The organism is Xanthomonas sp. LF02-5 (assembly GCF_034105325.1).
Taxonomy (GTDB): Bacteria; Pseudomonadota; Gammaproteobacteria; order Xanthomonadales; family Xanthomonadaceae; genus Xanthomonas_A; species Xanthomonas_A sontii.
Map to the genome: position 1 here is coordinate 140075 of NZ_JAXGGF010000003.1, position 21089 is coordinate 161163.

A 21089-nucleotide genomic window follows, 5' to 3' on the forward strand; every position below is an offset into this window, starting at 1 on the left:
TCTGCTGGCCTGCGGGCGGGCCGCTGCACTCAGTACGCGAACTCGCGGAACACGTGGTCGATGTCGCCCTGCCAGGCGCCGTGGTACAGCGCCAGCTTGCGCTCGGCCGCGGTCTCGCCGCCATGCAGGATTTCCACCAGCGGTTCGAGGAAGCGCGATTCGTCCTGGCCGTCGCGGTTCAGGCGCGCGCGCCGGCGCAGGCCGGACAGGGCGATCTTCACCGCCTCGGCAGCCAGGTCCTGCACGGTGCCGTTGCGGAACGGCAGCTTCAGCGCCTGCTTCGGCACGCCGTCGCGCAGCGCGTGGCGTTCGGCCAGGTTGAAATCCTTGACCAGGTCCCAGGCCGCGCCCAGCGCCGCATCGTCGTACAGCAGGCCGACCCAGAACGCCGACAGCGCGCACAACCGGCCCCACGGACCGGCGTCGGCGCCGCGCATTTCCAGGTACTTCTTCAGGCGCACTTCCGGGAACGCGGTGGTCATGTGGTCGGACCAGTCGCGCAGCGTCGGCAACGCACCGGGCAACGCCGGCAACTTGCCCTGCAGAAAATCGCGGAAGCTCTGTCCGCTGGCGTCGATGTAGGTGCCGTCGCGGTAGGAGAAGTACATCGGCACGTCGAGCAGGTAATCGACGTAGCGCTCGTAGCCGAAGCCGTCCTCGAACACGAAGTCGAGCATGCCGGTGCGGTCGGCGTCGGTGTCGGTCCAGATATGCGATCGGTAGCTGAGGTAGCCGTTGGGCTTGCCCTCGGCGAACGGCGAGTCGGCGAACAGCGCGGTGGCGATCGGCTGCAGCGCCAGCGACACGCGGAACTTCCTGATCATGTCCGCTTCGCTGGCGTAATCCAGGTTGACCTGCACCGTGCAGGTGCGGGTCATCATGTCCAGGCCGAGCGAACCGACCTTGGGCATGTAGCGCTTCATGATCTGGTAGCGGCCCTTGGGCATCCACGGCATCTCGTCGCGGCGCCACTTCGGCTGGAAGCCCATGCCGAGGAAACCCAGGCCCAGTTCGTCGGCGACCTGCTTGACCTCGTTGAGGTGGCTGCCCACTTCGACGCAGGTGTCGTGGATGGTCGGCAGCGGGGCGCCGGACAGTTCCAGCTGACCGGCCGGCTCCAGCGTCACCGAGGCGCCATCGCGCAGCAGGGCGATGGTGTGCCCGGCTTCGCGCACCGGCTCCCAGCCGAAGCGGGTCAGGCCCAGCAGCAAGGCCTCGATGCCGCGCTCGCCGTCGAAGGTCGGCGGCCGCAGGTCGTCCAGCCGGAAGCCGAACTTCTCGTGCTCGGTGCCGATGCGCCACTGCGCTTCGGGTTTTTCTCCGGAGGCAAGCACCTCGACCAGTTCGGCGCGGTCGGTGATCGGCGTCTCGGCAACATGGCTGGGGCTCGACAAGGGCAGGACTCGCACGGCGGGTGAGGCGATGTGGGGACCATCCCCAGCCATCGCAAGGCCCGCACTATAGCGTGCCGGGGGCGGGGCCCGCGTCGCTACCGGCGGCACTGCAGCATTCCATGGCCGCGCCGCTGACGGCGTCGAGAGTGAGACGCAGCAAGCGTTCGCGGCGCCGGCTCGGCTAGGCTGCGGTCTCCTTCCCGCTCCGCCGCAGGCAGCGCCATGCGCCCGACCCACTCCGAACGCCATCGCACCGACCGCGCCGGCTGGCTGCGCGCGGCCGTGCTCGGCGCCAACGACGGCATCCTGTCCGTGGCCGGCCTGGTGGTCGGCGTCGCCAGCAGCGGCGCGTCGGCGGCCACGGTGCTGACCACCGGCATCGCCGGCCTGGTCGCCGGCGCGATGTCGATGGCCGCCGGCGAATACGTGTCGGTGCAATCGCAGGCCGACACCGAGCGCGCCGACCTGGCGCTGGAACGCCGCGAGCTGCACGAGGACCCGCAGAGCGAACTGGACGAACTCACCGCGATCTATCGCCAGCGCGGGCTGGACCCCGGCCTGGCCCGCCAGGTCGCCGAGCAGTTGACCGCGCACGATGCGCTTGGCGCGCACGCGCGCGACGAACTCGGCATCACCGAGAGCCTGCGTGCGCGTCCGCTGCAGGCGGCGGCCGCATCGGCGGCCGCGTTCTGCACCGGCGCCGGACTGCCGATCGTGGCCGCCTGGCTGGCGCCGGACGGCCGGCAACTGTGGGTGACCGGCGCGGCCACCCTGATCGGCCTGTCGCTGACCGGCGCGCTGGCCGCGCGTGCCGGCGGCGCCTCGGGCCTGCGCGGCGCGGTGCGGGTGGTGTTCTGGGGCGCGGCGGCGATGCTCGCCAGCGGCGCGATCGGGCATGTGTTCGGCGTGCATGTCTGAGCGGGCGCGACCGCCGCTGCGCTAGCATCACCGGCCATGGCCGACACCACTTCCCCCGACGCCTTGCTGCTGGCGCGCCTGGCCAGCCTGGCCGACTGCACGCAGGCCGAGGGCTACGCCTGCATCACCGCGCGCCGCGAACACGGCGCGCGCTCCGTGGAAATCCCGCAACCGCACCTGGCGATCCTGCTGCAGGGACGCAAGCAGGTGCGCACCGCGACACAGACCCTGGACTTCGTACCGGGCGACCTGTTCCTGGTGACGCGGCGCTGCCGCATCGATGTGGTCAACATCCCGGATCCGCACAGCGGCCTGTACCTGAGCGTGCTGGTGCCGCTGTGCGAGGAAGCGCTGAGCGCCGCGCGCGTGCTGTGGAACGAACCGCTGCCCGCCGCCGGCGCGGAGCTGGCGCGTCTGCGCGCCGAGGAGTTCGGCAGCACGCTGCTGCAATGGCGGCAGGCGCTGCAGGACGGCCGTTACACCGAGGCGCGGCTGGCGCTGGCGGCCCTGGTGGTGGCGCTGTGTCGGCGCGGCCACGGTGGCCTGCTGCTGCCGCCGGCGCCGAGCGTGGCCGCGCAGGTGCGCGACCTGATCGCCGCGCAGCCACAACGCGACTGGCGTTCGCGCGACATTGAGGAGCGCCTGGGCTTCAGCGGCGCGACCCTGCGCCGGCACCTGGCCGGCGAGCGCACGTCGTTGCGCGAACTGCTCACCGATGCGCGCCTGGCGCACGCGATGCAACTGCTGTACACCACGCGCTGGCCGTTGAAGACGGTCGCCGCGCACGCCGGTTACCGCTCGGTGCGCAGCTTCAGCCAACGCTTCCAGCAGCGCTATGGCCTGGATCCTGCCAGCATCGGCAACTGAGCCACGTCGGCATTGAGCGCCGCGCGCAGCGGAATGAGCGAATCGCGCAGCGGCGCCGGCGCAGCATGCCGTTACCGCGGCGCACGCCGCTCTGCCAGGAAATCCCATGTCCGTGTTCCCGTTGCGCGCGTTGTGCGCGCTGGCCCTGAGCGCCAGCGCGGCGCTGACGCTGCCATCACCCGCCCACGCCGCCGCGCCGGCCAGCGCCCAGACGCAGGTGCCCGGCGTCTATCGCCAGGCGATCGGCCGCTTGCGCGTCACCGCCCTGTTCGACGGCACCGTGGCGCTGTCGCGCGCGGAACTGGCGAACATTCCGCCGGAGGCGATCGCACGCCTGCTCGACCACCGCTATGTGCCGGAGAACGACAAGGGCCTGCAGACCGCGGTCAACGCTTATCTGATCCAGGACGGCACGCACCTCACCCTGGTCGATACCGGCACCGCGACCTGTTTCGGCCCTGGCCTCGGCCAGGTGCTGGCCAACCTGCGCGCGGCCGGCTATGCGCCAGAGCAGGTCGACGACGTGCTGCTGACCCACGCCCATCCCGATCACCTGTGCGGCCTGCTGGACGCACAGGGCCAGCCCGCCTATCCCAAGGCGACGGTGTGGCTGAGCGCCGCCGACGCGGCGTACTGGCTGGACCCGGCCAGCGAGGCCGGGGCGCCGCAGGCACTGCGCTTCGCCTTCCCGCTGGCGCGGGCGGCGGTGGCGCCCTACCAGTCCGCGCAGCGGCTGCGGCGCTTCCGTCCCGGCGACGCGCTGCCCGGCGGCGCGGTGGCGCTGGATACCCACGGACACACGCCCGGGCACGTGTCGTACCGCTTCGACGGTGGTGCGGGGCAGCAACTGCTGGTGTGGGGCGATCTGGTGCACTACCACGCGGTGCAGTTCGCGCAGCCGCAGGCGTCGTTCGAGGCCGACAGCGACCGCGCCGCGGCGATCGCCGCGCGCAAGCACATGCTGGCGCAGGCCGCGGACCACGGCTGGTGGGTGGCCGGCGCGCACCTGCCGTTCCCGGGACTGGGCCACGTGCGCCGCGAGGGCGAGGCCTTCGCCTGGGTGCCGACCGAGTTCTCGCCGTTGCCGGCGGCGCCTTGATTGGCCCGTACCCTCATCCGGCACTGCGGGGCACCTTCTCCCAATCGGAGAAGGAACAGCGGCTAGCCCCTCTCCCCCCCGGGAGAGGGGTTGGGGTGAGGGTCCGGCGCGAAGCGTCTCGCGGAGCTTGGGCGCCAGCGCCGCCGCGCTCACTCAGCGGCAGTCGGCTCCGTGTCCAACCCCAGCCAGCCACCGACGATGCCACGCAACTTGTCCACGCCCTGGCGGGTCTCGCCGGAGAAGGCCTGCACGCTGACGGTGTCGCCGAACGCGCTGGTCAGCTCCTTGCGTACCTGCTGCAGCACCTGCCCCTGCTGGCCGCGGCCGAGCTTGTCGGCCTTGGTCAGCAGCGCGTGCGCGGGCAGCCCGCGCTGGGCGGCGTAGCCCAGCATCTGCCGGTCGTAGTCCTTCAGCGGATGACGGATGTCCATCACCACCACCAGCCCGCGCAGGGCCTCGCGCGTGCGGAAATAGGTGTCGATGAACTTCTGCCAGTGCGCCTGCAGTTCCTGCGGCACCTTGGCGTAGCCGTAGCCGGGCAGGTCCACCAGGTAGCGTTCGGGCTGGACCTGGAAGAACACCAGCTGCTGGGTGCGGCCGGGCGTCTTGGACACGCGGGCCAGGGCGTTCTGCCGGGTCAGCGCGTTCAGCGCGCTGGACTTGCCGGCATTGGAGCGGCCGGCGAACGCCACTTCCCAGCCGCCGTCGTCCGGCAACTGGCGGGCATTGTGGGCGGACAACAGATATTGGGCACGTTCGAGGATCAGCGACATCCCCCTAGGATCGCACGTCCAAGACCCCGGGCGGGCTTCGTTGACCGCCGGGCCGCGGCATGCCGATAATCGCGCGAGTGCGGTCGCCGTCCGGCAGCCGCGGGGTCGGGTCATACGGAGCTTCAGCAATGCGCCACGCTCGCGTTCTTGCCTTTGCCGGTCTAGCGGTTTCCGTCGCCGCCGCGGTCGCGTTCGCGCAGACCTCGGTGGTTCCCATTCCCGACCACGCGCCGGTGCGCACCACGCCGCTGGAGGGCGACATCGGCAAGGCCGCCTGGGGCGACCCCAAGGCCGGCCAGGCCAAGGCCGCGGCCTGCGCCGCCTGCCACGGCGCGGACGGCAACCCCGCGATCGCCATGTATCCGCGCATCGCCGGCCAGGTGGAGCGCTACAGCGCGCGGCAGATGGCGCTGATCGCCCACGGCGAGCGCACCAGCGGCGCGGTCGCGGCGATGGTGCCGTTCGTGCAGCCGCTGAGCGCGCAGGACATGCGCGACATCGGCGCCTACTTCGCCACACAGAAGGCCGGCGCCGGCATCGCCGACGACGCGGTGATCGCCGACGGTCCCTACGCGGGCATGAAGTTCTACGAGGTCGGCCAGCAGCTGTATCGCGGCGGCGACGCGACCCGCGGCATTCCCGCGTGCATGGCCTGCCACGGCCCGGCCGGCGCCGGCAATCCGGGTCCGGCCTATCCGCATCTGGGTGGCCAGCACGCCGATTACGTGGCGCGGCGCCTGCAGGAATACCAGGCCGGCACCACCCAGGAGCGCGATCCGACGATGTTCAAGATCATGGCGCAGGTGGCCAAGCCGCTGACCGACCAGGAGATCAAGGCGCTGGGCAGCTACCTGCAGGGCCTGCACGACCGCGCCGACGACGCGGCCGCCGCGCAGGCGGCACCGGCCGCGGCGACGCCACAGCAGCCGGCGCCCGCGCAACAATCCTGACCGCGCGCCGCCGCGGCGGCGCCGGCCCGTTTCCCCTTCGCGCCGGTCCCGACGACCGGCGTTCGTTTTTTGCCATTGGAGATCGCATGAACCGTCTGCCCCGCCTGCTGTTGTGCCTGCTCGCCCTGCTGCCGTTGAGCGCCTGCGCGCAACCCAAGTCCGCCACCGCGGTGGAAGGGGAGGACTACACGCTGATCGCCAATCCCAAGCCGTTCGCGCCGCTGGCCGGCAAGATCGAGGTGGTGGAAGTGTTCGGCTATACCTGCCCGCATTGCGCGCACTTCGAGCCGCTGCTGGAGGAATGGGCGGGCAAGCAGGCCAAGGACGTGCGCCTGACCCTGGTGCCGGCGGCGTTCGGAGGCTACTGGGACAACTTCGCCAGCGCCTTCTATGCCGCGCAGCAGTTGGGCGTGCAGAGCCGCAGCCACCGCGCCATGTTCGAGGCCATCCACGACAAGCGCAGCGTGCCGGTGCAGAACGTGGCGCCGGAGGAACTGGCCACGTTCTACGCCGGCTTCGGGGTCAAGCCGCAGGCCTTCATCGCCGCCTACCAGAGCCCGCAGGTCGCCGCGCAGGTGAAGGCCGCGCGCGATTTCGCCGTGCGCGCCGACATCTCCGGCACCCCGGCGCTGATCGTCAACGGCAAGTACCTGGTCAAGGGCAAGAACTTCGAGGACATGCTGCGCATCGCCGACGCGTTGATCGCCCGCGAGCGCGCAGGCAAGTAATCGGCGTACGGCGCTTCATCCGCGCCATGGCATCATGACGGGGTGGCCGGACCGCGCTTGCGGCGCGTCCGGCATTTGTCCCCCATCCTGCTGGAGATGTCGCCGATGAAGACCCGCTTCGCCCTGACCCTGATGGCCCTGCTGCCGATCCTGGTGGCATGCAAGGCCCAGGACGGCACTGCCGACGCCGTCGCCCCTGCCTCCGGCACCGCTGCCGCCCCGGCTGCCGCGCCCGCCGCCGGCAACGATGCCGCCGCTGCGCCCGCCGAGACGCCGGCCGCGCCCGCGACCACCACCGCCGATGCCGCTGCACAGCCTGCCGCCACGGAAGGCGACAACGCCGCGGCCAAGCCGGTCGCCGCCAGGACCCCGAACGGTCCGGAGCCGGTCGCCGGCACCGACTACGTCGACATCGCCGGCGGCCAGCCGTTCCAGCCGACCAACGGCAAGATCGAGGTGGCCGAGATCTTCGGCTACGTCTGCCCGGCCTGCGCGCGCTTCCAGCCGCTGATCGGCCCGTGGAAGGCCGGCCTGCCGTCGGACGTGCGCTTCGTCTATGTGCCGGCGATGTTCGGCGGTACCTGGGACGACTACGCCCGCGCGTTCTACGCCGCCGAGGCGCTGGGCGTGCAGGAGAAGACCCACGATGCGCTGTACAAGGCGATCCACGTCGACGAGACCCTGAAGGGCGAGCGTGGCCGCGACTCGGTGCAGGACATCGCCAACTTCTACGCCAAGTACGGCGTGGACCCGAAGCAGTTCGCCGACACCATGGGCAGCTTCGCGGTGGCCACCAAGACCAACCGCGCCAAGCAGTTCGCCACCCGTAGCGGCATCACCGGCACGCCGTCGCTGATCATCAACGGCAAGTACCTGGTCAAGGGCAAGAGCTACGACGACATGCTACGCGTGGCCGATCACCTGATCGCGCGCGAGCGCGCGGCGATGGCCAAGTAAGCCGTCCGCCCCGGGCCGCACCGCCGTGACCGCTCCCGCCACCCGCACCCTGCGCGTGCTGACCGCCAACATCCAGGCCGGTTCCAGCACGCGCCGCTACAGCGACTACGTGACCCGCAGCTGGTCGCACGCGCTGCCGGCCGGGCGCAAGCGCAGCAGCCTGGACGCGATCGCGCAGTTGGCCAGCGACCACGACATCGTCGGCCTGCAGGAGGCCGACCCCGGCAGCCTGCGCTCGGGCTTCACCAACCAGACCCACTACCTGGCCGAGCGCGCCGGCTTCAACTACTGGAGCCACCAGCCGAACCGACGCGTGGGCGGCGTGGCCTCCAGCGCCAACGGCCTGCTCAGCCGGCTGGAGCCGGTGGAAGTGCAGGACCACGCCCTGCCCGGCCGGCTTGGCGGGCGCGGCGTGCTGCTGGCCAAGTTCGGCAACGGCGCCGAAGGCCTGGCGGTGGCGGTGGCGCATCTGTCGCTGGGCACCAACTCGCGCGCGGCGCAGTTGGCCTTCATCGCCGAGTTGCTGTCCGATCATCCCAACGTGGTGTTGATGGGCGACTTCAACTGCGTCGCCGACCGCCCGGAAATGCAGTTCCTGTACCAGCGCACGCGGCTGCAACCGCCGGGCTGCGTGGTGCCGACCTTCCCCAGCTGGCGCCCGCAGCGCGCCATCGACCACATCCTGGTCAGCGACGGCCTGCGCTGCAACGAACAGCGCGCGGTGCCCGCCGCCTTCTCCGACCACCTGGCGGTGGCGACCGAGATCGAAGTGCCGCAGCACTTGCTGCGCTGAGACAAAGCGCCACACCGGCATCTCATGTGGGAGGGGCTTCAGCCCCGACGCGACGCGCCAGACGTGCTCGGCAGACCCTGCGCTCAGCGACTTCACGAGCGAGACGCAAACGGCTTCAGCCGCGACGCATTTGCGAAAGTGCGTCGCGAGAAAGGCACCTCGAACCTGCTGCCACCGCAGTCAAGCCGCATCAAGGCTTGTTCTCTACCCACCGCATCGGCAACACCCTGCGAGAGCACGCGCGCGCTCCCGCTAGGTCTTTCACGCACAGGTCGCGACTAGAACTTCAGATCCGCCCGCACGTACAGGTAGCGCCCACCGGGGATGCCATAGGTGGAGGCGTCGTAGCCGTTGAGCGAGCACGACAGGCAGATCGGCGGGTCCTTGTCGAAGACGTTGTTGACGCCGCCGCTGAGGGTCAGGCCCTTGAGCCAGTCGAAGCGGTAGCCCACCTGCAGGTCGTGGTAGGTGATCGCGTCCAGCGTGTTGGTGCCGGCCACCGGGTTGCTGCACACCGGGAACGCGACCGCATCGCCGCACTGTTCGGTCAGCTCGGAGATGTGCCGCAGCGTCCACGACGCATTCCAGCGGCCGCGCGACCAGTCCAGGCTCAGGTTGCTGGTCCACTCGGGAATCGAGCTGTCCACCACTTCCACGCCCGGGCGCTGCGGCTGCACCTGGCCGGCCGCGCCGGTGGCGACGTAACGGGTGACGAAGGTGTTCTGCCAGCCGATCTTGAAGCGGCCGGCGGCGGTCTCCGGCGAGTTCCAGAACAGGTCCACGTCCCAGCCGTCGGTCTTGATCGAGCCGAGGTTGGTCAGGCGGTTGTTGAAGCCGTTGATGCCGCCGGTGGAGGCGCGGGTGATGCCGTTGCAGTAGGTCGGCGACAGCGTGTCCACGCACAGGTCGAGCTGGGTCTGCGCGTTGATCGCCTGGATCGCGCCGTCGATGTCGTGGCGGTAGAAGGTCACCTCCACGTCGAAGCGGTCCGACCACGGCACGTTGCTGGCGAACCACGGGCTCCACACGAAGCCGGCGCTGAAGCTGCGCGCCTTCTCCGGCTCCAGCGCGCGGTTGCCGCCGGTGGTCACCGAGATCTGCGAGTTGGCCTGCTGGTAGCCGGCCGGCACGCCGAGCGTGGCGCAGTTGCTGGCGCTGCCGCGCGGCGCGGTGCCGCCCAGGCCGATCGAGCACGGGTCGGACAGGGTCAGGTCGGCGCGCGCGGCCGAGCCGTACAGTTCGCCGATGCTGGGCGCGCGGAAGCCTTCGGCATAGCTGGCGCGCAGCACGAAGTCCGGCGCCACCTGCCAGCGCAGGCCGTACTTCGGGGTGAACTTGCCGCCGAAGGTGGAGTAGTCGGAATAACGGCCGGCCAGGCTGAGGTCCAGTTTGTCGCCCAGCGGCGAGTCGGCGAAGATCGGCACGCTCAGTTCGAGGTAGGCCTCCTTGACGTCGTAGCTGCCCTGCGTCGGCAGCGACGGCACGCCGTTGTAGTGGCCGATCACGGTCAGCGGATCGGGGCGGTAGAAGCCCTCGTACTTGCGGTATTCCACGCCGGTGGCGAAGGACACCGCGCCGGCCGGCAGCCGGAACAGGTCGCTGCTGAGGTTGGCGGTGAACTGGGTCAATTCGTTCTGACTGCGGTCGTGCACCACCGGCTGGATCCAGCGCAGCATGTCCGGGGTGATGCTGCCGGCGCCGCCGAAGATGTTCAGCGGCACGCAGCCGGCCACCGCCGCGCACGCCGCCGGATCGCCCAGCGCCAGGTTGATGTTGTAGATGTTGTAGCTGCCGTAGTTGGTCTGCTCGGCCTTGTTCTTGCTGTAGGCGCCGTTGACGTCCCAGAACCAGGTGCGGTCGGCGCCCTCGAAGCTGCCGATGAAGCCGGTGCCGACGTACTGGGTGTCCACGCGCTGCTCGAACACGCGCGCACCGCCTTCCACCGGGCGGCGCCCGATCATGATCAGGTTGCTGCCCGAATCCAGCGCGAAGCCGAACGGGTTGTACGGGTTGGCGGCGGAGATGACGATGTTGTCGGCCAGCGGATTGCCGGTGCCGGCGTCGGGGCCGAGAAAGATCGGTTCCGGCGCGGCCTGGTTGGTCGACTCGCGGCGGTTGCCGAGCAGTTTCAGGTACCACTGCACGTCGTCGTTGAAGAAGAAGCGGAACTGGCCGAACACGCCCTTGCGCTCGGACGGGGTCAGCAGCAGGTTGGACGCGGCGAAGTTGTAGCGGTCGGCGGTGGTGAAGCAGTGGTAGTCGTCGCTGCGGGTGCAGCCGCCGGTGCCGTCGTAACGCGGCGTGCGCGCACCGCTGTTCGGGGTCAGGTTCTGCTCGGCGCCGGTGTTGGGGTCGACGAAGATGAAACGCCCGTCCGGGGTGGCCGAACTGCCGAAGCTCAGGCCGGTGCCGGGAATCGGATACAGCGACTGCGCACGGTCGCGCGCGTAGATCGGATCCTGCTTGGTGTAGCTGGCGCCGAGGAACAAGCTGGTGCGCTCGGTGCTGTGGCCCCAGGCCAGGTCCACGCCCTTGCTGGCGCCGTCGCCCTTGTCGTACTCGCCGTAATTCAGGGTGACCTGCCCGCCTTCGAAATTGCGCCGGGTGATGATGTTGACCACGCCGGCGATGGCATCGGAGCCGTACAGCGAGGAGGCGCCGTCTTCCAGCACCTCGACGCGCTCGACGATGGCCAGCGGGATGGTGTTGAGGTCGGTGGCCGCGCCCACGCCCGAGGCCGAGGACTCGTTGACCCAGCGCATGCCGTCGACCAGCACCAGCACGCGCTTGGCGCCGAGGTGGCGCAGATCCACCTGCGCCGAACCGGCACCGACGCCGCTGCCGTCCGGCGGGAAGCCGAAATTGCCGGAGGAATTGAACTTGGCGTTCAAGGCCGAACCGGAGGCGGTGAGTTCCTGCAGCACATCGCCGATGGAGGTCAGGCCGGTGCGTTCGATGTCGGCGCGGCTCAGGGTCTGCACCGGCACCTGGCCCTCGACTTCGGCACGGCGGATGCGGGTGCCGGTGACCTGCACGCTGTCCAGCGTGGTGGCCGTGCCGGGGGCGGCCGGGGGCGTCTGTTGCTGGGCGCCGGCGATGGCGGGGACGCCGCCGAGCAGGACCATGGATACCGCGAAGACCAAAGGATGGCGGTGCAGGAAATTCATCCGTCTCTCTCTCCAGAAAGGATGTGGGTCGGCCGCTGCGACCCCCTGCACCGCGACGGCATGGAATTCTTTGTAAACAAATCGTAAACGCCGTGCAAGCGTCCGGCAGGCAAAGCGCGGGCCATCGCGACGACTGGTCGATCTGGTAGACACCGGATGCGCAAGACATCGTCAAGCAGCGCGAGACCTAAGCCCCTCTCCCCTCGGGAGAGGGGTTGGGGTGAGGGTACGGAGCGCGAAGCGCCCGCGCGATCTGGCGATCAGAGGCTTCGCCCGCACCCTCATCCGCCCCTACGGGGCACCTTCCCCCGAAAAGGGGGCCATGGTCCCAATGGGAGAAGGGAAAAGCCAAAGCCCCTCTCCCGCCGGGAGAGGGGTTGGGGTGAGGATTCGGCGCGAAGCGACTCGCGGATTTCAGGCGTACGAAGCCGCACCCGCACCCTCATCCGCCCATGCCTGACACCGGATGACGGCCCTACGCGCGATGCCGATTTGCGAACGCTGCCGGGCAGCTCGGTGAGACGACAGCGCCGCCATCGCCAGTTGAAACGGCGATTCATCCGCGTTCGGTATAGTCCCGCGCATGATCCTGCGCACGTCTCTCCTGCTGTTCGCCGCCGCGTTGTGCGGCCCCGTTTCCGCACTCGCTCAGTCCCTGGATGCCCAGCGCCCGGCGATCCGCTCGGCGATCGACGATGCCGAGCAGGGCCGGTTCGATCCGGTCCGCGCGGCCGCGTTCAAGCAGCATCCGCTGTACGGCTGGCTGGAGTACGCCAACCTGCGCCGCAACATCGACAAGGTGTCCGATGCGCAGGCGCAGGACTTCCTCAAGCGCTACGCCGGGCAGCCGGTGGCCGAGAGCTTCCGTGCGCTGTGGCTGCCGGCGCTGGCGCGGCGCGAGGACTGGCCGGCGCTGCTGGCGAACTGGAAACCCACCGAGAACCTCGGCCTGCGCTGCGCCCAGCTCAATGCGCGCCAGGCCACCGGCCGCGCCGACGCGCAGTGGGTGGACGAAGCGCAGGCGCTGTGGCGCAACGCCGGCAAGTCGCTGCCCGACGCCTGCGATCCGGTATTCGCGGTGCTGCAGGCGCGCGGCGGCATGACCGATGCGCTGCGCTGGGCGCGCGTGGAGGCGGCGGCGGACGCACAGCAGCCGGCGGTGATGCGCGCCGCTGCACGCGGCCTGCCCGCGGCCGACCTGGCCCTGGCCAACGACTACGCGGCGTTCCTGGACGCGGTGCACACGCGTGCGCTGACCTGGCCCAAGACCGAGCGCAGCCGCAAGGTGGTGGTGGACGGGCTGGCGAAGCTGGCCAAGACCGATCCGGACGCCGCCGAGCGGCAACTGCCGCAGTTCGCCCAGGCGCTGCAGTTCAGCGAGGCGCAGCGCGGCACGGTGCTGTACCAGATCGCGCTGTGGACGGTGGCCTCGTACGGGCCGGATTCGGCGCGCCGGCTCAACGCGGTGCCCGAGTCCGCGTATGACGAACGCCTGCACGAGTGGCGCGCGCGCGAGGCGATGGCGCGCGGCGACTGGCCGGCGGCCCTGGCCGCGATCCGCAAGATGCCGCCGGCGCAGCGCAACGATTCGCGCTGGCAGTACTTCGAGGCGCGGCTGGCGGAGAAGACCGGCAATGCCAGCGAGGCGCAGCGGCTGTACCGCGCGGCGGCCAGCTCCGCCACCTTCCATGGCTTCCTGGCCGCCGACCGGCTCAAGCAGCCGTACGCGTTGTGCCCGTGGGAACCGAACGACAGCGCGCAGGCGCAGGCGGCGGTGGCACGCGATCCGTCGCTGGTCCGCGCGCTCGAGCTGTTCAAGATCGACCGCACCGGCTGGGCCGTGGCCGAGTGGAACGATGCGCTGAGCCGTTTCGACGACACCCAGCGGCGCCTGGCGGTGGAAGTGGCCAGCAACAACGGTTGGTTCGACCGCGCGGTGTTCGGGCTCGGCAAGCGCCCGGAGGAACAGCGCCTGTACACGCTGCGCTTCCCGTTGCACCACGCCGAGACCATCCGCCGCGAAGCCGGCAGGAACGCGATCGACCCGGCCTGGGTCGCCGCCGAAATCCGCGCCGAGAGCGTGTTCAACCCCAACGCCCGCTCGCCGGCCAATGCGATGGGCCTGATGCAGGTGGTGCCGGCCACCGGCGCCAGCGTTGCCCGCAACCTCGGCCTGGCCGGCTACGGCGGCGCCGCCAGCCTGTACGACCCGGACACCAACATCGCCATCGGCACCGCCTACCTGCGCCAGTTGCTCAACACCTACGGCCTGCCCTACCTGACCATCGCCGCCTACAACGCCGGCCCCGGCCCGGCCGCGCGCTGGCAGAGCCAGCGCCCGGGCCACGATGCCGATTTCTGGATCGAGACGGTCAGCTACAAGGAAACCCGCGAGTACGTGGCGCGCATCCTGGCCTTCAGCGTGATCTACGACTGGCGCCTCAACGGCGACGCCCTGCCGGTCACCGAACGCATGCTCGGCAAGCTGGACGCGCCGCGGAAGAAGTTTGTGTGTACGGCCGCCGATGCGGCGGCCGGGAATCGGGAATAGGGAATGGGGAATCGCAACGGCGCACCGCGCGCAACCGCGCCGAACATTGGGTCAACACGCCAGCGCGACATCAGGCGAAGGGAATCTGCTTTTACCATTCCCGGTTCCCGATTCCCCATTCCCAGCCCCCAATGAACATCTACCTCGTCGGCGGCGCCGTCCGCGACGCCTTGCTCGGTCAACCGCCCGGCGACCGCGACTGGGTGGTGGTCGGCGCCAGCGCGCAGCAGATGCTGGAGCTGGGCTACAAGCAGGTGGGCCGCGATTTCCCGGTGTTCCTGCATCCGCGCAGCGGCGAGGAGTACGCGCTGGCGCGCACCGAGCGCAAGGCCGGGCGCGGCTACCACGGCTTCGAGGTGCAGGCCGACCCGTCGGTGACGCTGGAAGAGGATCTGCAGCGGCGCGACTTCACCATCAACGCCATCGCCCGCGACGAGGCCGATGGGCGTCTGGTCGATCCGTATGGCGGCGCGCGCGATCTCGAGCAACGGGTGCTGCGCCATGTCGGCCCGGCCTTCGCCGAGGATCCGCTGCGGGTGCTGCGCGCGGCGCGGTTCATGGCGCGGCTGGCGCCGCTGGGGTTCGTCGTCGCGCCCGAGACCATGGACCTGATGCGCACGATGGCCGCCGGCGGCGAACTGGAAACGCTGGTGCCCGAACGTGTCTGGCAGGAACTGCGGCGCAGCCTGGCCTCGGCGCAGCCCTCGGCGTTCCTGCGCACGCTGCGCGAGGCCGACGCGCTGCGCTGGGTACTGCCGGAGCTGGACGCGCTGTACGGGGTGCCGCAACGCGCCGAGTACCACCCCGAGATCGATACCGGGCGCCACCAGGAACTGGTCAGCGACATGGCCGCGCGGCTGGCACCGGGCGACGCACTGATCGGCTTCGCCGCGCTGACCCACGACCTGGGCAAGGCGCTGACACCGCCGGAGGAGTGGCCGCGCCACCTGATGCACGAGCAACGCGGCATGGCGCCGCTGCGCGCGCTGAGCGAACGTCTGAAGGTGCCGCAGGAGCACCGGCAACTGGCCGAGATCGCCTGCCGCGAGCATCTGAACGTGCATCGCCTGACCGAATTGCGCGACCGCACCGTGCACGAACTGCTGCAGCGCTGCGACGGCTTTCGCAAGCCCGAGCGCGTCGCGCAGTTGGCCACGGTGTGCGAGGCCGACAAGCGCGGCCGTCTCGGCAGCGAGGACGCCGATTACCCGCAGGGCCGCACGCTGCAGCATCTGCATGCGGCGGCGCTGGCGGTGAACGCGCGCGACCTGGCGGCGCAGGGCCTGAGCGGCCCGCAGATCGGCGAGGCGCTGGCCAAGGCGCGGATCGCGGCGATCGCCGCGGCGCGGCGGGAGTCGCAAGCCAACGCCTCTTGAGCGCGGCCACGCCGCGCATGCATGGATGCGTGGTGCAAGCGGCACTTGTCCGCTTCTTGGGTATCAGCCATGACCGGCTCTCCTGGGATGGTCCATTGCAGCTGAAGCGAATATCCAGCAGCGATTAGAGGGCACCTCTAAAAACCTGGAACCCATCCACTGCGATCTGTTCGTCTCGATGTTTTCAGGCGCTTTGGTCACGGTCTCTGCAGTTAGTGCCCCAAGGCCCACGTGTAGGAGCGGCTTCAGCCGCGAACGCGTTACCGGGAACGCCCATCGCGGCTGAAGCCGCTCTTACGGGGGCAACAACGTTCCCGCTTGATGCGTGGCAAGAACGCCGTCGCACCTAACACCGCACCCCGAACGAGCGGCAAGTTGCCCGAATTGCCTGGCGGCGATTGCGGCGATGCCACCGCCCGCCACACTGCTCGCCGGACAACCGCTATGGCACCTGGATCGCCTCCCCGCTGCCGACCACCACCGTGGCGATCTGCGAGGCGACATCGCGGCTGTCCACGTCGGCCAGCGTCCCCAGCAGCGTGCTGTTGTCCTGCATCTGCAGGGCGTCCCGGTAACGCGCGTTGGCCACGTCGGCCAGTTGCACGCCGAGCTCGCTGACGCGCAGCACTGCCGCATCCAGGACGCCATCGAGCAACTGCGCGCCCTGCAACGTGATCTGCGCAGCGCGCGCATTGGCGGTGTCGCCAAGCTCGACGACGCCGGCGAATCCGTCCAGCGTGCCTGCCGCGTCGATCACCTCATCCATCAACTCGCCATGCACGATCGATACGCGCTGGGCGGACGCCGTCAGCGCGCCGCCGGTGTTCGCGCTGCGCCGCACGTGCAGTTCGGCGCTGGCATCGTGCGCATCGTCCAGGTCCAGCAGTTCGTCGACGAGTTCGCCCTCGACGATGTCCAGCGCCTCGACCCGGGCATTGCCGGCATGGGTCATGTCCAGGCGCAGGTGCGCACGCGCGAGCGTGCCCTGCAGGTCGAATGCCTCATCGATCAGTTCGCCATGGGCAATGGTCAAGGCATCGCCGGTGACGTTGCCGCTGTCCGCGAACGCGACGTCGAGCGTGCCGCCGTCGAAGGAGGCGGCATCGATCGCCTCGTCGATCAGCTCGCCCTCCTCGATCCGTGCAGCCAGCGCATGCAGATTGCCTGAGTCCTCGAAGCGCACCGCCAAGGCCGCATCCTGCACCGCACCGATGTCGATGGCTTCGTCGATCAACTCCCCGTCCGCGATCCGCGCATCGGCCGCCACGGCGTTGCCGCTGCGCAGCAGCGTCACCGTCACGTCGGAGGCGCGCAACTCGGCGGCGTCCAGCGGCTCGTCGATCAGCCCGCCATCGCGGATGCGCAGTGCGCCCTCGGCACTGGCGTTGCCGGTATCGGCCAGGCGCAGGTCGATCGCCGCGTCCTGCACCAGCCCGGCGTCGACCAGTTCGTCGACCAGCACCGCATCCTGGATGTCCAGCGCGTGCACAGCGACATTGCCGGCATTGGCGAGCGCGATTGCGATCTGGCCGCCCAGCCATGGCCCGGCTTGCAGCGCCTCGTCCAGCAACTGGCCGGCGAACAGGCGGACCTCGTCCGCCGCTACATTGGCCACGTCCTGCGCCTGCACCGCGACGCGGCTGCCACGCAGCGGGTGCGCGATCAACACGCCCTGCAGGCGTCCGCCGCCGACCGTCAGCGTGCCATGGCCACCAAGGACCCGATCGCTGCGCTCCACGGCGACCTCGATACAGGCGCCATCGGCGGCCGCCACCACTGCATCGCGCGGCGCGATCAACCGCTCGCTCAGGCTGCCGCCACCCAGGTGCAGCTGGCTCTGCGCGGTCTGCAGGCTGACGTTCGCCGAGCCGCGCAGGCGCAGATCGATGCGCGCGCCGTCGGCGATGGGACCGTCGACCAGCGTGCCGATCAAGGCTGCCTGCACCGGCCCCACTGGCGCACTCAAGGTGCCGTCGGCGGCGAGCGTGTCCTCGCCCAGGGTCAGCCGCCCGGCCAGCGCGACGTTGGCGCTGTCCTGCACCAGGATCGCCAGCGTGGCGTTCGCCCCGACGCGGTGCACCAGTGTCGGCAGCAACGATGGCCGCGCTTGCCACTGCGCATCCTGCACGGCCTGGTTGGCCTGTCCGCAAATCGCGATGGCCAGGGTCTCCCCGGCGGGCACATCGAGCGACGCGGCGAACGCATAGGGCTGCCAGGGGCCGGCGTTGCGGGCGATGAAGCGCCCGACCGCAGTCGGGCCAGCGCAGGCCACCGGCAACGCCGGCCGCCGGCACGCTGCCGGTGATGTCGCCGCCCAGCCCGGCCAGGCCGTGGCCCATAGCAACAAGACGGCCCCGGCGCGCATGCTGCCAGCGCCGAGCAGCTTCGACATGGACATCTGCGGCCGCGCAGTCGCACGACGCGGCGTATCGCCGCCGCCATTCCACTGCATGCGCCAAGCCACGACGGCACGCGACATTCCGTCGAACCAGCCTTCACCGCTGTCGCAAGAACGCGGCACCGCTCGTACGATGCGCATGACGATCTCCCCCTGTGGCGATCGCCCACGATCCTAATGCATGCGGGTGGCAACACCGCATGCGGGGAGAGAGACAGAAGACTTTTAATCTTTTGCTCAACAGGCATGCCCAGCAGAAATGGCGCAGCAGCGCGCCATGGCGCAGCCGGCATTTCTTCTCAGGCCAACCGCGCTGGCAAATGACCGAGGTGGAGACGCAGGCCCACACACTCTCCATGCGTCGCGCGAGCGAGCCTCAGTCCTCGGCGACGAACGCGAAGAAGTCGCGCTTGTCCTCGGCGAAGGCGCTGACCAGCCTGCCCTCGGGGATGCGCTTGGTGCCGAGGCCACCGACGCAGATGCCGAGGCGGCGAAACAGCGCATAGCGCGGCCCGATCGCATGATCGGGATCGTGCGCCATCAGCTGCGCCAACGCGTCCGACGCATAGATGTCGATTCCCTCGACCATCGGGGTCACGTGCCGGTTGAGGGTCACGTAGCACAGCGCCTTGCGCTCATAAATCAGTTCGCAACCTCCGCGTGTCTCGGTCACGATCTTCTGGATGTTGTCGATCACCGTGGTAAACGGCGCGCCGTGCGTCTTGGCGATCTGGGTCTGGCTGCAGCCGAAGCGGAATCCGCTCACGGCGGCATAGGGTTGAACCTCGTAGATCACCGGACGTTCCTTGTAAGGCTGGACGGATCTGGCGCCCGCCTGTGCCCGCGCATAGGCTCGGCGCACGCCAGGCCACAGCAAACCAGACCGCGGCCGGCGGCACAACGTCCGCTGCGAGCACCGCCAGGCGATGCCCGGAGCCGCTTACTCCATCGCGCCCGCGATCCAGGTATGACGGACCTGCAACGCATCGTCCAGCAGCACCAGGTCGGCCTGGTAGCCGGGCGCGATGTGGCCGTAGCGGTGGTCCAGGCCCACGCACTGCGCCGGGTACAGCGAGGCCATGCGCGCGGCTTCTTCCAGCGGCACGCCCAGCCACTGCACGCTGTTGCGCACCGCGCTGGCCATGTCCAGCGCCGAGCCGGCCAGGGCACCGGCGGCGTTGCGCACCACGCCGTCGATGGCGGTGATGGTTTCGCCGTACAGGTCGAACGCGGGGCTGTCGGCGCCGACCATCGGCATCGCGTCGGTGACCAGGAACACGGTGCCGCGCGGCTTGGCCGCCAGCGCCACGCACAGGCTGGCCGGATGCACGTGCACACCGTCGACGATCACCCCGCACCAGGCGTTGCGGTCTTCGAGTGCGGCGCCGACCACGCCGGGATCGCGTCCCTGCAACGGGGTCATGGCGTTGTACAGATGGGTGAAGCCGCAGATGCCGGCGTCCAGCCCGGCACGGGTCTCTTCGTAGCTGGCGGCGGTGTGGCCAGCGAACACGCGCGCACCGGCCGCGGCCAGGGTGCGGATGCTGGCCGCCGGCACGCGTTCCGGTGCCAGGGTGATCAGGGTGACGCCGTTGTCCAGCGAGGTGGCCATGGCCAGTTCGTCGGCGTCGGGCACGCGGAACTTGTCGGCGTTGTGGGTGCCCTTGCGCGCCGGCGCCAGGTACGGCCCCTCCAGGTGGATGCCGAGCACGCCCGGCACCCCCTCGGCGATGGCCTGGCGGGTGGCGGCGATCGCCGCACGCATCACCTCCACGTCGTCGCTGATCAGCGTCGGCAGGTAGCCGGTGGTGCCGTAGCGGCGATGGCCCTGGCCGATGCGGCGCAGCGCCTCGACGTCGGTGCGGTTGTTGAACAGCACGCCGCCGCCGCCGTTGACCTGCAGGTCGATGAAGCCCGGCAGCAGGCTGCCGCCGCCCAGGTCGTGCTGCACAGGCGCTGCCGCCACGCGCGGGTCGGCGTCGTCGAGCAGGGCGAGGATGCGCCCGCCCTCCAGCAGCACGCTGACGCCGTCGAGGAACCCGTCCTCGCCGAGCACGCGCGCGTTGCGCAGCGCCACCGTGGTCATCAGACGGTCTCCGTCACTTTGTTCAGATGCGGCGGCAGGTCCGGGTTGTAGCCGCGGCGCAGCGCCAGGGCGTTGATCGCACGGTAGAAGCTCTGGATCGCCAGCAGCGGCGCGCACGCCGGGTGCGGCGCGGCGACCAGCGGCAGGTCGCCGCCGGCGCTGGCCAGCCACACCTGCGCGCCGCGGCCGCGGAACTCCTCGGCCAGGCGCCGGGTGCCCTCGCCGGCTTCGTCCGGCTGGTCGAACGCCAGCACCGGGAAACCCGGGCCGACCAGGGCCATCGGCCCGTGCTTCACTTCCGCCGAGCTGTAGGCCTCGGCGTGCAGGCCGCAGGTCTCCTTGAACTTCAGCGCCGCTTCCTGCGCCGCCGCCAGGCCCAGGCCGCGGTCGAGCACGAACAGGTTGTGCGCCTCGACCAGGCCGTCGGTGAGCGAGCGCCAGTCGGCCTGCCAGGCCGCACGCAGCGCCTGCGGCAATTCCTGCAGTGCGCCCAGCAGCGCCGGGTCGTTCTTCCAGTGCGCGCCGAGCTGCAGGATCGCCGCCAGCGAGGCCAGGTAGCTCTTGGTCGCGGCCACGCTCTTCTCCGGGCCGGCGCCGAGCGGAATCACCGTGTCGGCCAGCTGCGCCAGCGGCGAATCCTCGACGTTGACCAGGGCCACCACGCGCGCGCCGGCGTCCTTGGCCGCCTGCGCGTTGCGCAGCAGGTCCGGGCTCTTGCCCGACTGCGAGATCACCAGGTACAGCGCCCCGCGCAACTGCAGCGGCGCTTCGTACACCGAGCCCACCGACGGCGAGGCCGAGGCGGTGACCACGCCGAGCTGGGTCTCGAACAGGTACTTGGCGTAGGTGGCGGCGTGGTCGGAACTGCCGCGCGCGCAGGTCACCACGAACGGCGGCGGCTCGGCGCGCAACGACGCGGCAAGCGCGCTCACGGTGGCGTGGTTGCGTTCGAACTGCGCGGCGACGACCGCGGCGGCTTCCGCGGCTTCGCGGAACATCAGGGTTTCGGTTTCGGAGGGCAGCGCCATGGGC

General features: G+C 70.3%; 16 protein-coding genes. 9 read left to right on the forward strand and 7 right to left on the reverse strand.

Features of this window, described 5'->3' with window-relative positions:
* Window positions 1-29: 29 nt before the first annotated feature.
* Window positions 30-1394: a glutamate--cysteine ligase gene (locus SLW52_RS09760; protein WP_152237857.1), complete on the reverse strand. Its 1365-nt coding sequence runs from the start codon at window positions 1392-1394 to the stop codon at window positions 30-32.
* Between the two features lie 222 nt (window positions 1395-1616).
* On the opposite strand from SLW52_RS09760, the gene SLW52_RS09765 reads away from it, so the two are divergent.
* From SLW52_RS09765 to SLW52_RS09775, 3 genes are all read left to right on the forward strand, one after another.
* Complete coding sequence (locus tag SLW52_RS09765) at window positions 1617-2312, forward strand: VIT family protein (RefSeq protein ID WP_152237858.1); 696 nt, start codon at window positions 1617-1619, stop codon at window positions 2310-2312.
* A 36-nt stretch (window positions 2313-2348) separates the two neighbouring features.
* The gene (locus SLW52_RS09770) at window positions 2349-3179 is read left to right on the forward strand and encodes a helix-turn-helix transcriptional regulator (protein WP_320740252.1); all 831 of its coding nucleotides are present in this window, start codon (window positions 2349-2351) and stop codon (window positions 3177-3179) included.
* 106 nt (window positions 3180-3285) lie between these two features.
* Entirely contained in the window at window positions 3286-4278 is a 993-nt protein-coding gene (locus SLW52_RS09775; protein WP_267084101.1) for an MBL fold metallo-hydrolase, read from the forward strand.
* 149 nt (window positions 4279-4427) lie between these two features.
* Here the strand turns inward: SLW52_RS09775 and yihA are convergent, their stop codons facing one another.
* A complete protein-coding gene (gene yihA, locus SLW52_RS09780; RefSeq protein WP_320740251.1) occupies window positions 4428-5051 on the reverse strand; it encodes a ribosome biogenesis GTP-binding protein YihA/YsxC in 624 nt (207 codons plus the stop codon).
* Between the two features lie 128 nt (window positions 5052-5179).
* On the opposite strand from yihA, the gene SLW52_RS09785 reads away from it, so the two are divergent.
* The 4 genes from SLW52_RS09785 (at window position 5180) to SLW52_RS09800 (ending at window position 8479) form a co-directional block, all read left to right on the forward strand.
* On the forward strand, window positions 5180-6001 hold the full coding sequence (locus SLW52_RS09785) for a c-type cytochrome (protein ID WP_026143360.1): 822 nt from the start codon (window positions 5180-5182) through the stop codon (window positions 5999-6001).
* An 86-nt stretch (window positions 6002-6087) separates the two neighbouring features.
* A complete protein-coding gene (locus tag SLW52_RS09790; RefSeq protein ID WP_017910536.1) occupies window positions 6088-6729 on the forward strand; it encodes a thiol:disulfide interchange protein DsbA/DsbL in 642 nt (213 codons plus the stop codon).
* A gap of 105 nt (window positions 6730-6834) precedes the next feature.
* The gene (locus SLW52_RS09795) at window positions 6835-7686 is read left to right on the forward strand and encodes a thiol:disulfide interchange protein DsbA/DsbL (protein WP_320740250.1); all 852 of its coding nucleotides are present in this window, start codon (window positions 6835-6837) and stop codon (window positions 7684-7686) included.
* 25 nt (window positions 7687-7711) lie between these two features.
* Complete coding sequence (locus SLW52_RS09800; protein ID WP_320740249.1) at window positions 7712-8479, forward strand: endonuclease/exonuclease/phosphatase family protein; 768 nt, start codon at window positions 7712-7714, stop codon at window positions 8477-8479.
* Between the two features lie 278 nt (window positions 8480-8757).
* Here the strand turns inward: SLW52_RS09800 and SLW52_RS09805 are convergent, their stop codons facing one another.
* Window positions 8758-11646 carry a TonB-dependent receptor gene (locus SLW52_RS09805; RefSeq protein ID WP_017914885.1) on the reverse strand — a complete coding sequence of 963 codons (2889 nt, stop codon included), beginning with the start codon at window positions 11644-11646 and terminating at the stop codon, window positions 8758-8760.
* Between the two features lie 583 nt (window positions 11647-12229).
* Between SLW52_RS09805 and SLW52_RS09810 the strand changes: the two genes are divergently transcribed.
* The gene (locus SLW52_RS09810; protein ID WP_320740248.1) at window positions 12230-14197 is read left to right on the forward strand and encodes a transglycosylase SLT domain-containing protein; all 1968 of its coding nucleotides are present in this window, start codon (window positions 12230-12232) and stop codon (window positions 14195-14197) included.
* A gap of 131 nt (window positions 14198-14328) precedes the next feature.
* Window positions 14329-15573, forward strand: a complete 1245-nt coding sequence (locus SLW52_RS09815) for a multifunctional CCA addition/repair protein (protein WP_320740247.1) — start codon at window positions 14329-14331, stop codon at window positions 15571-15573.
* 442 nt (window positions 15574-16015) lie between these two features.
* Here the strand turns inward: SLW52_RS09815 and SLW52_RS09820 are convergent, their stop codons facing one another.
* The 4 genes from SLW52_RS09820 to SLW52_RS09835 form a co-directional block, all read right to left on the reverse strand.
* The gene (locus SLW52_RS09820; protein WP_320744245.1) at window positions 16016-17965 is read right to left on the reverse strand and encodes a hypothetical protein; all 1950 of its coding nucleotides are present in this window, start codon (window positions 17963-17965) and stop codon (window positions 16016-16018) included.
* 382 nt (window positions 17966-18347) lie between these two features.
* Window positions 18348-18767 carry a hypothetical protein gene (locus tag SLW52_RS09825; protein ID WP_320740245.1) on the reverse strand — a complete coding sequence of 140 codons (420 nt, stop codon included), beginning with the start codon at window positions 18765-18767 and terminating at the stop codon, window positions 18348-18350.
* Window positions 18768-18911: 144 nt separating this feature from the next.
* The gene (gene nagA, locus SLW52_RS09830; RefSeq protein WP_320740244.1) at window positions 18912-20057 is read right to left on the reverse strand and encodes an N-acetylglucosamine-6-phosphate deacetylase; all 1146 of its coding nucleotides are present in this window, start codon (window positions 20055-20057) and stop codon (window positions 18912-18914) included.
* Window positions 20057-21085: an SIS domain-containing protein gene (locus SLW52_RS09835; RefSeq protein WP_295963212.1), complete on the reverse strand. Its 1029-nt coding sequence runs from the start codon at window positions 21083-21085 to the stop codon at window positions 20057-20059. The genes nagA and SLW52_RS09835 overlap by 1 nt, the downstream gene beginning before the upstream one ends.
* Between the last annotated feature and the right edge of the window lie 4 nt (window positions 21086-21089).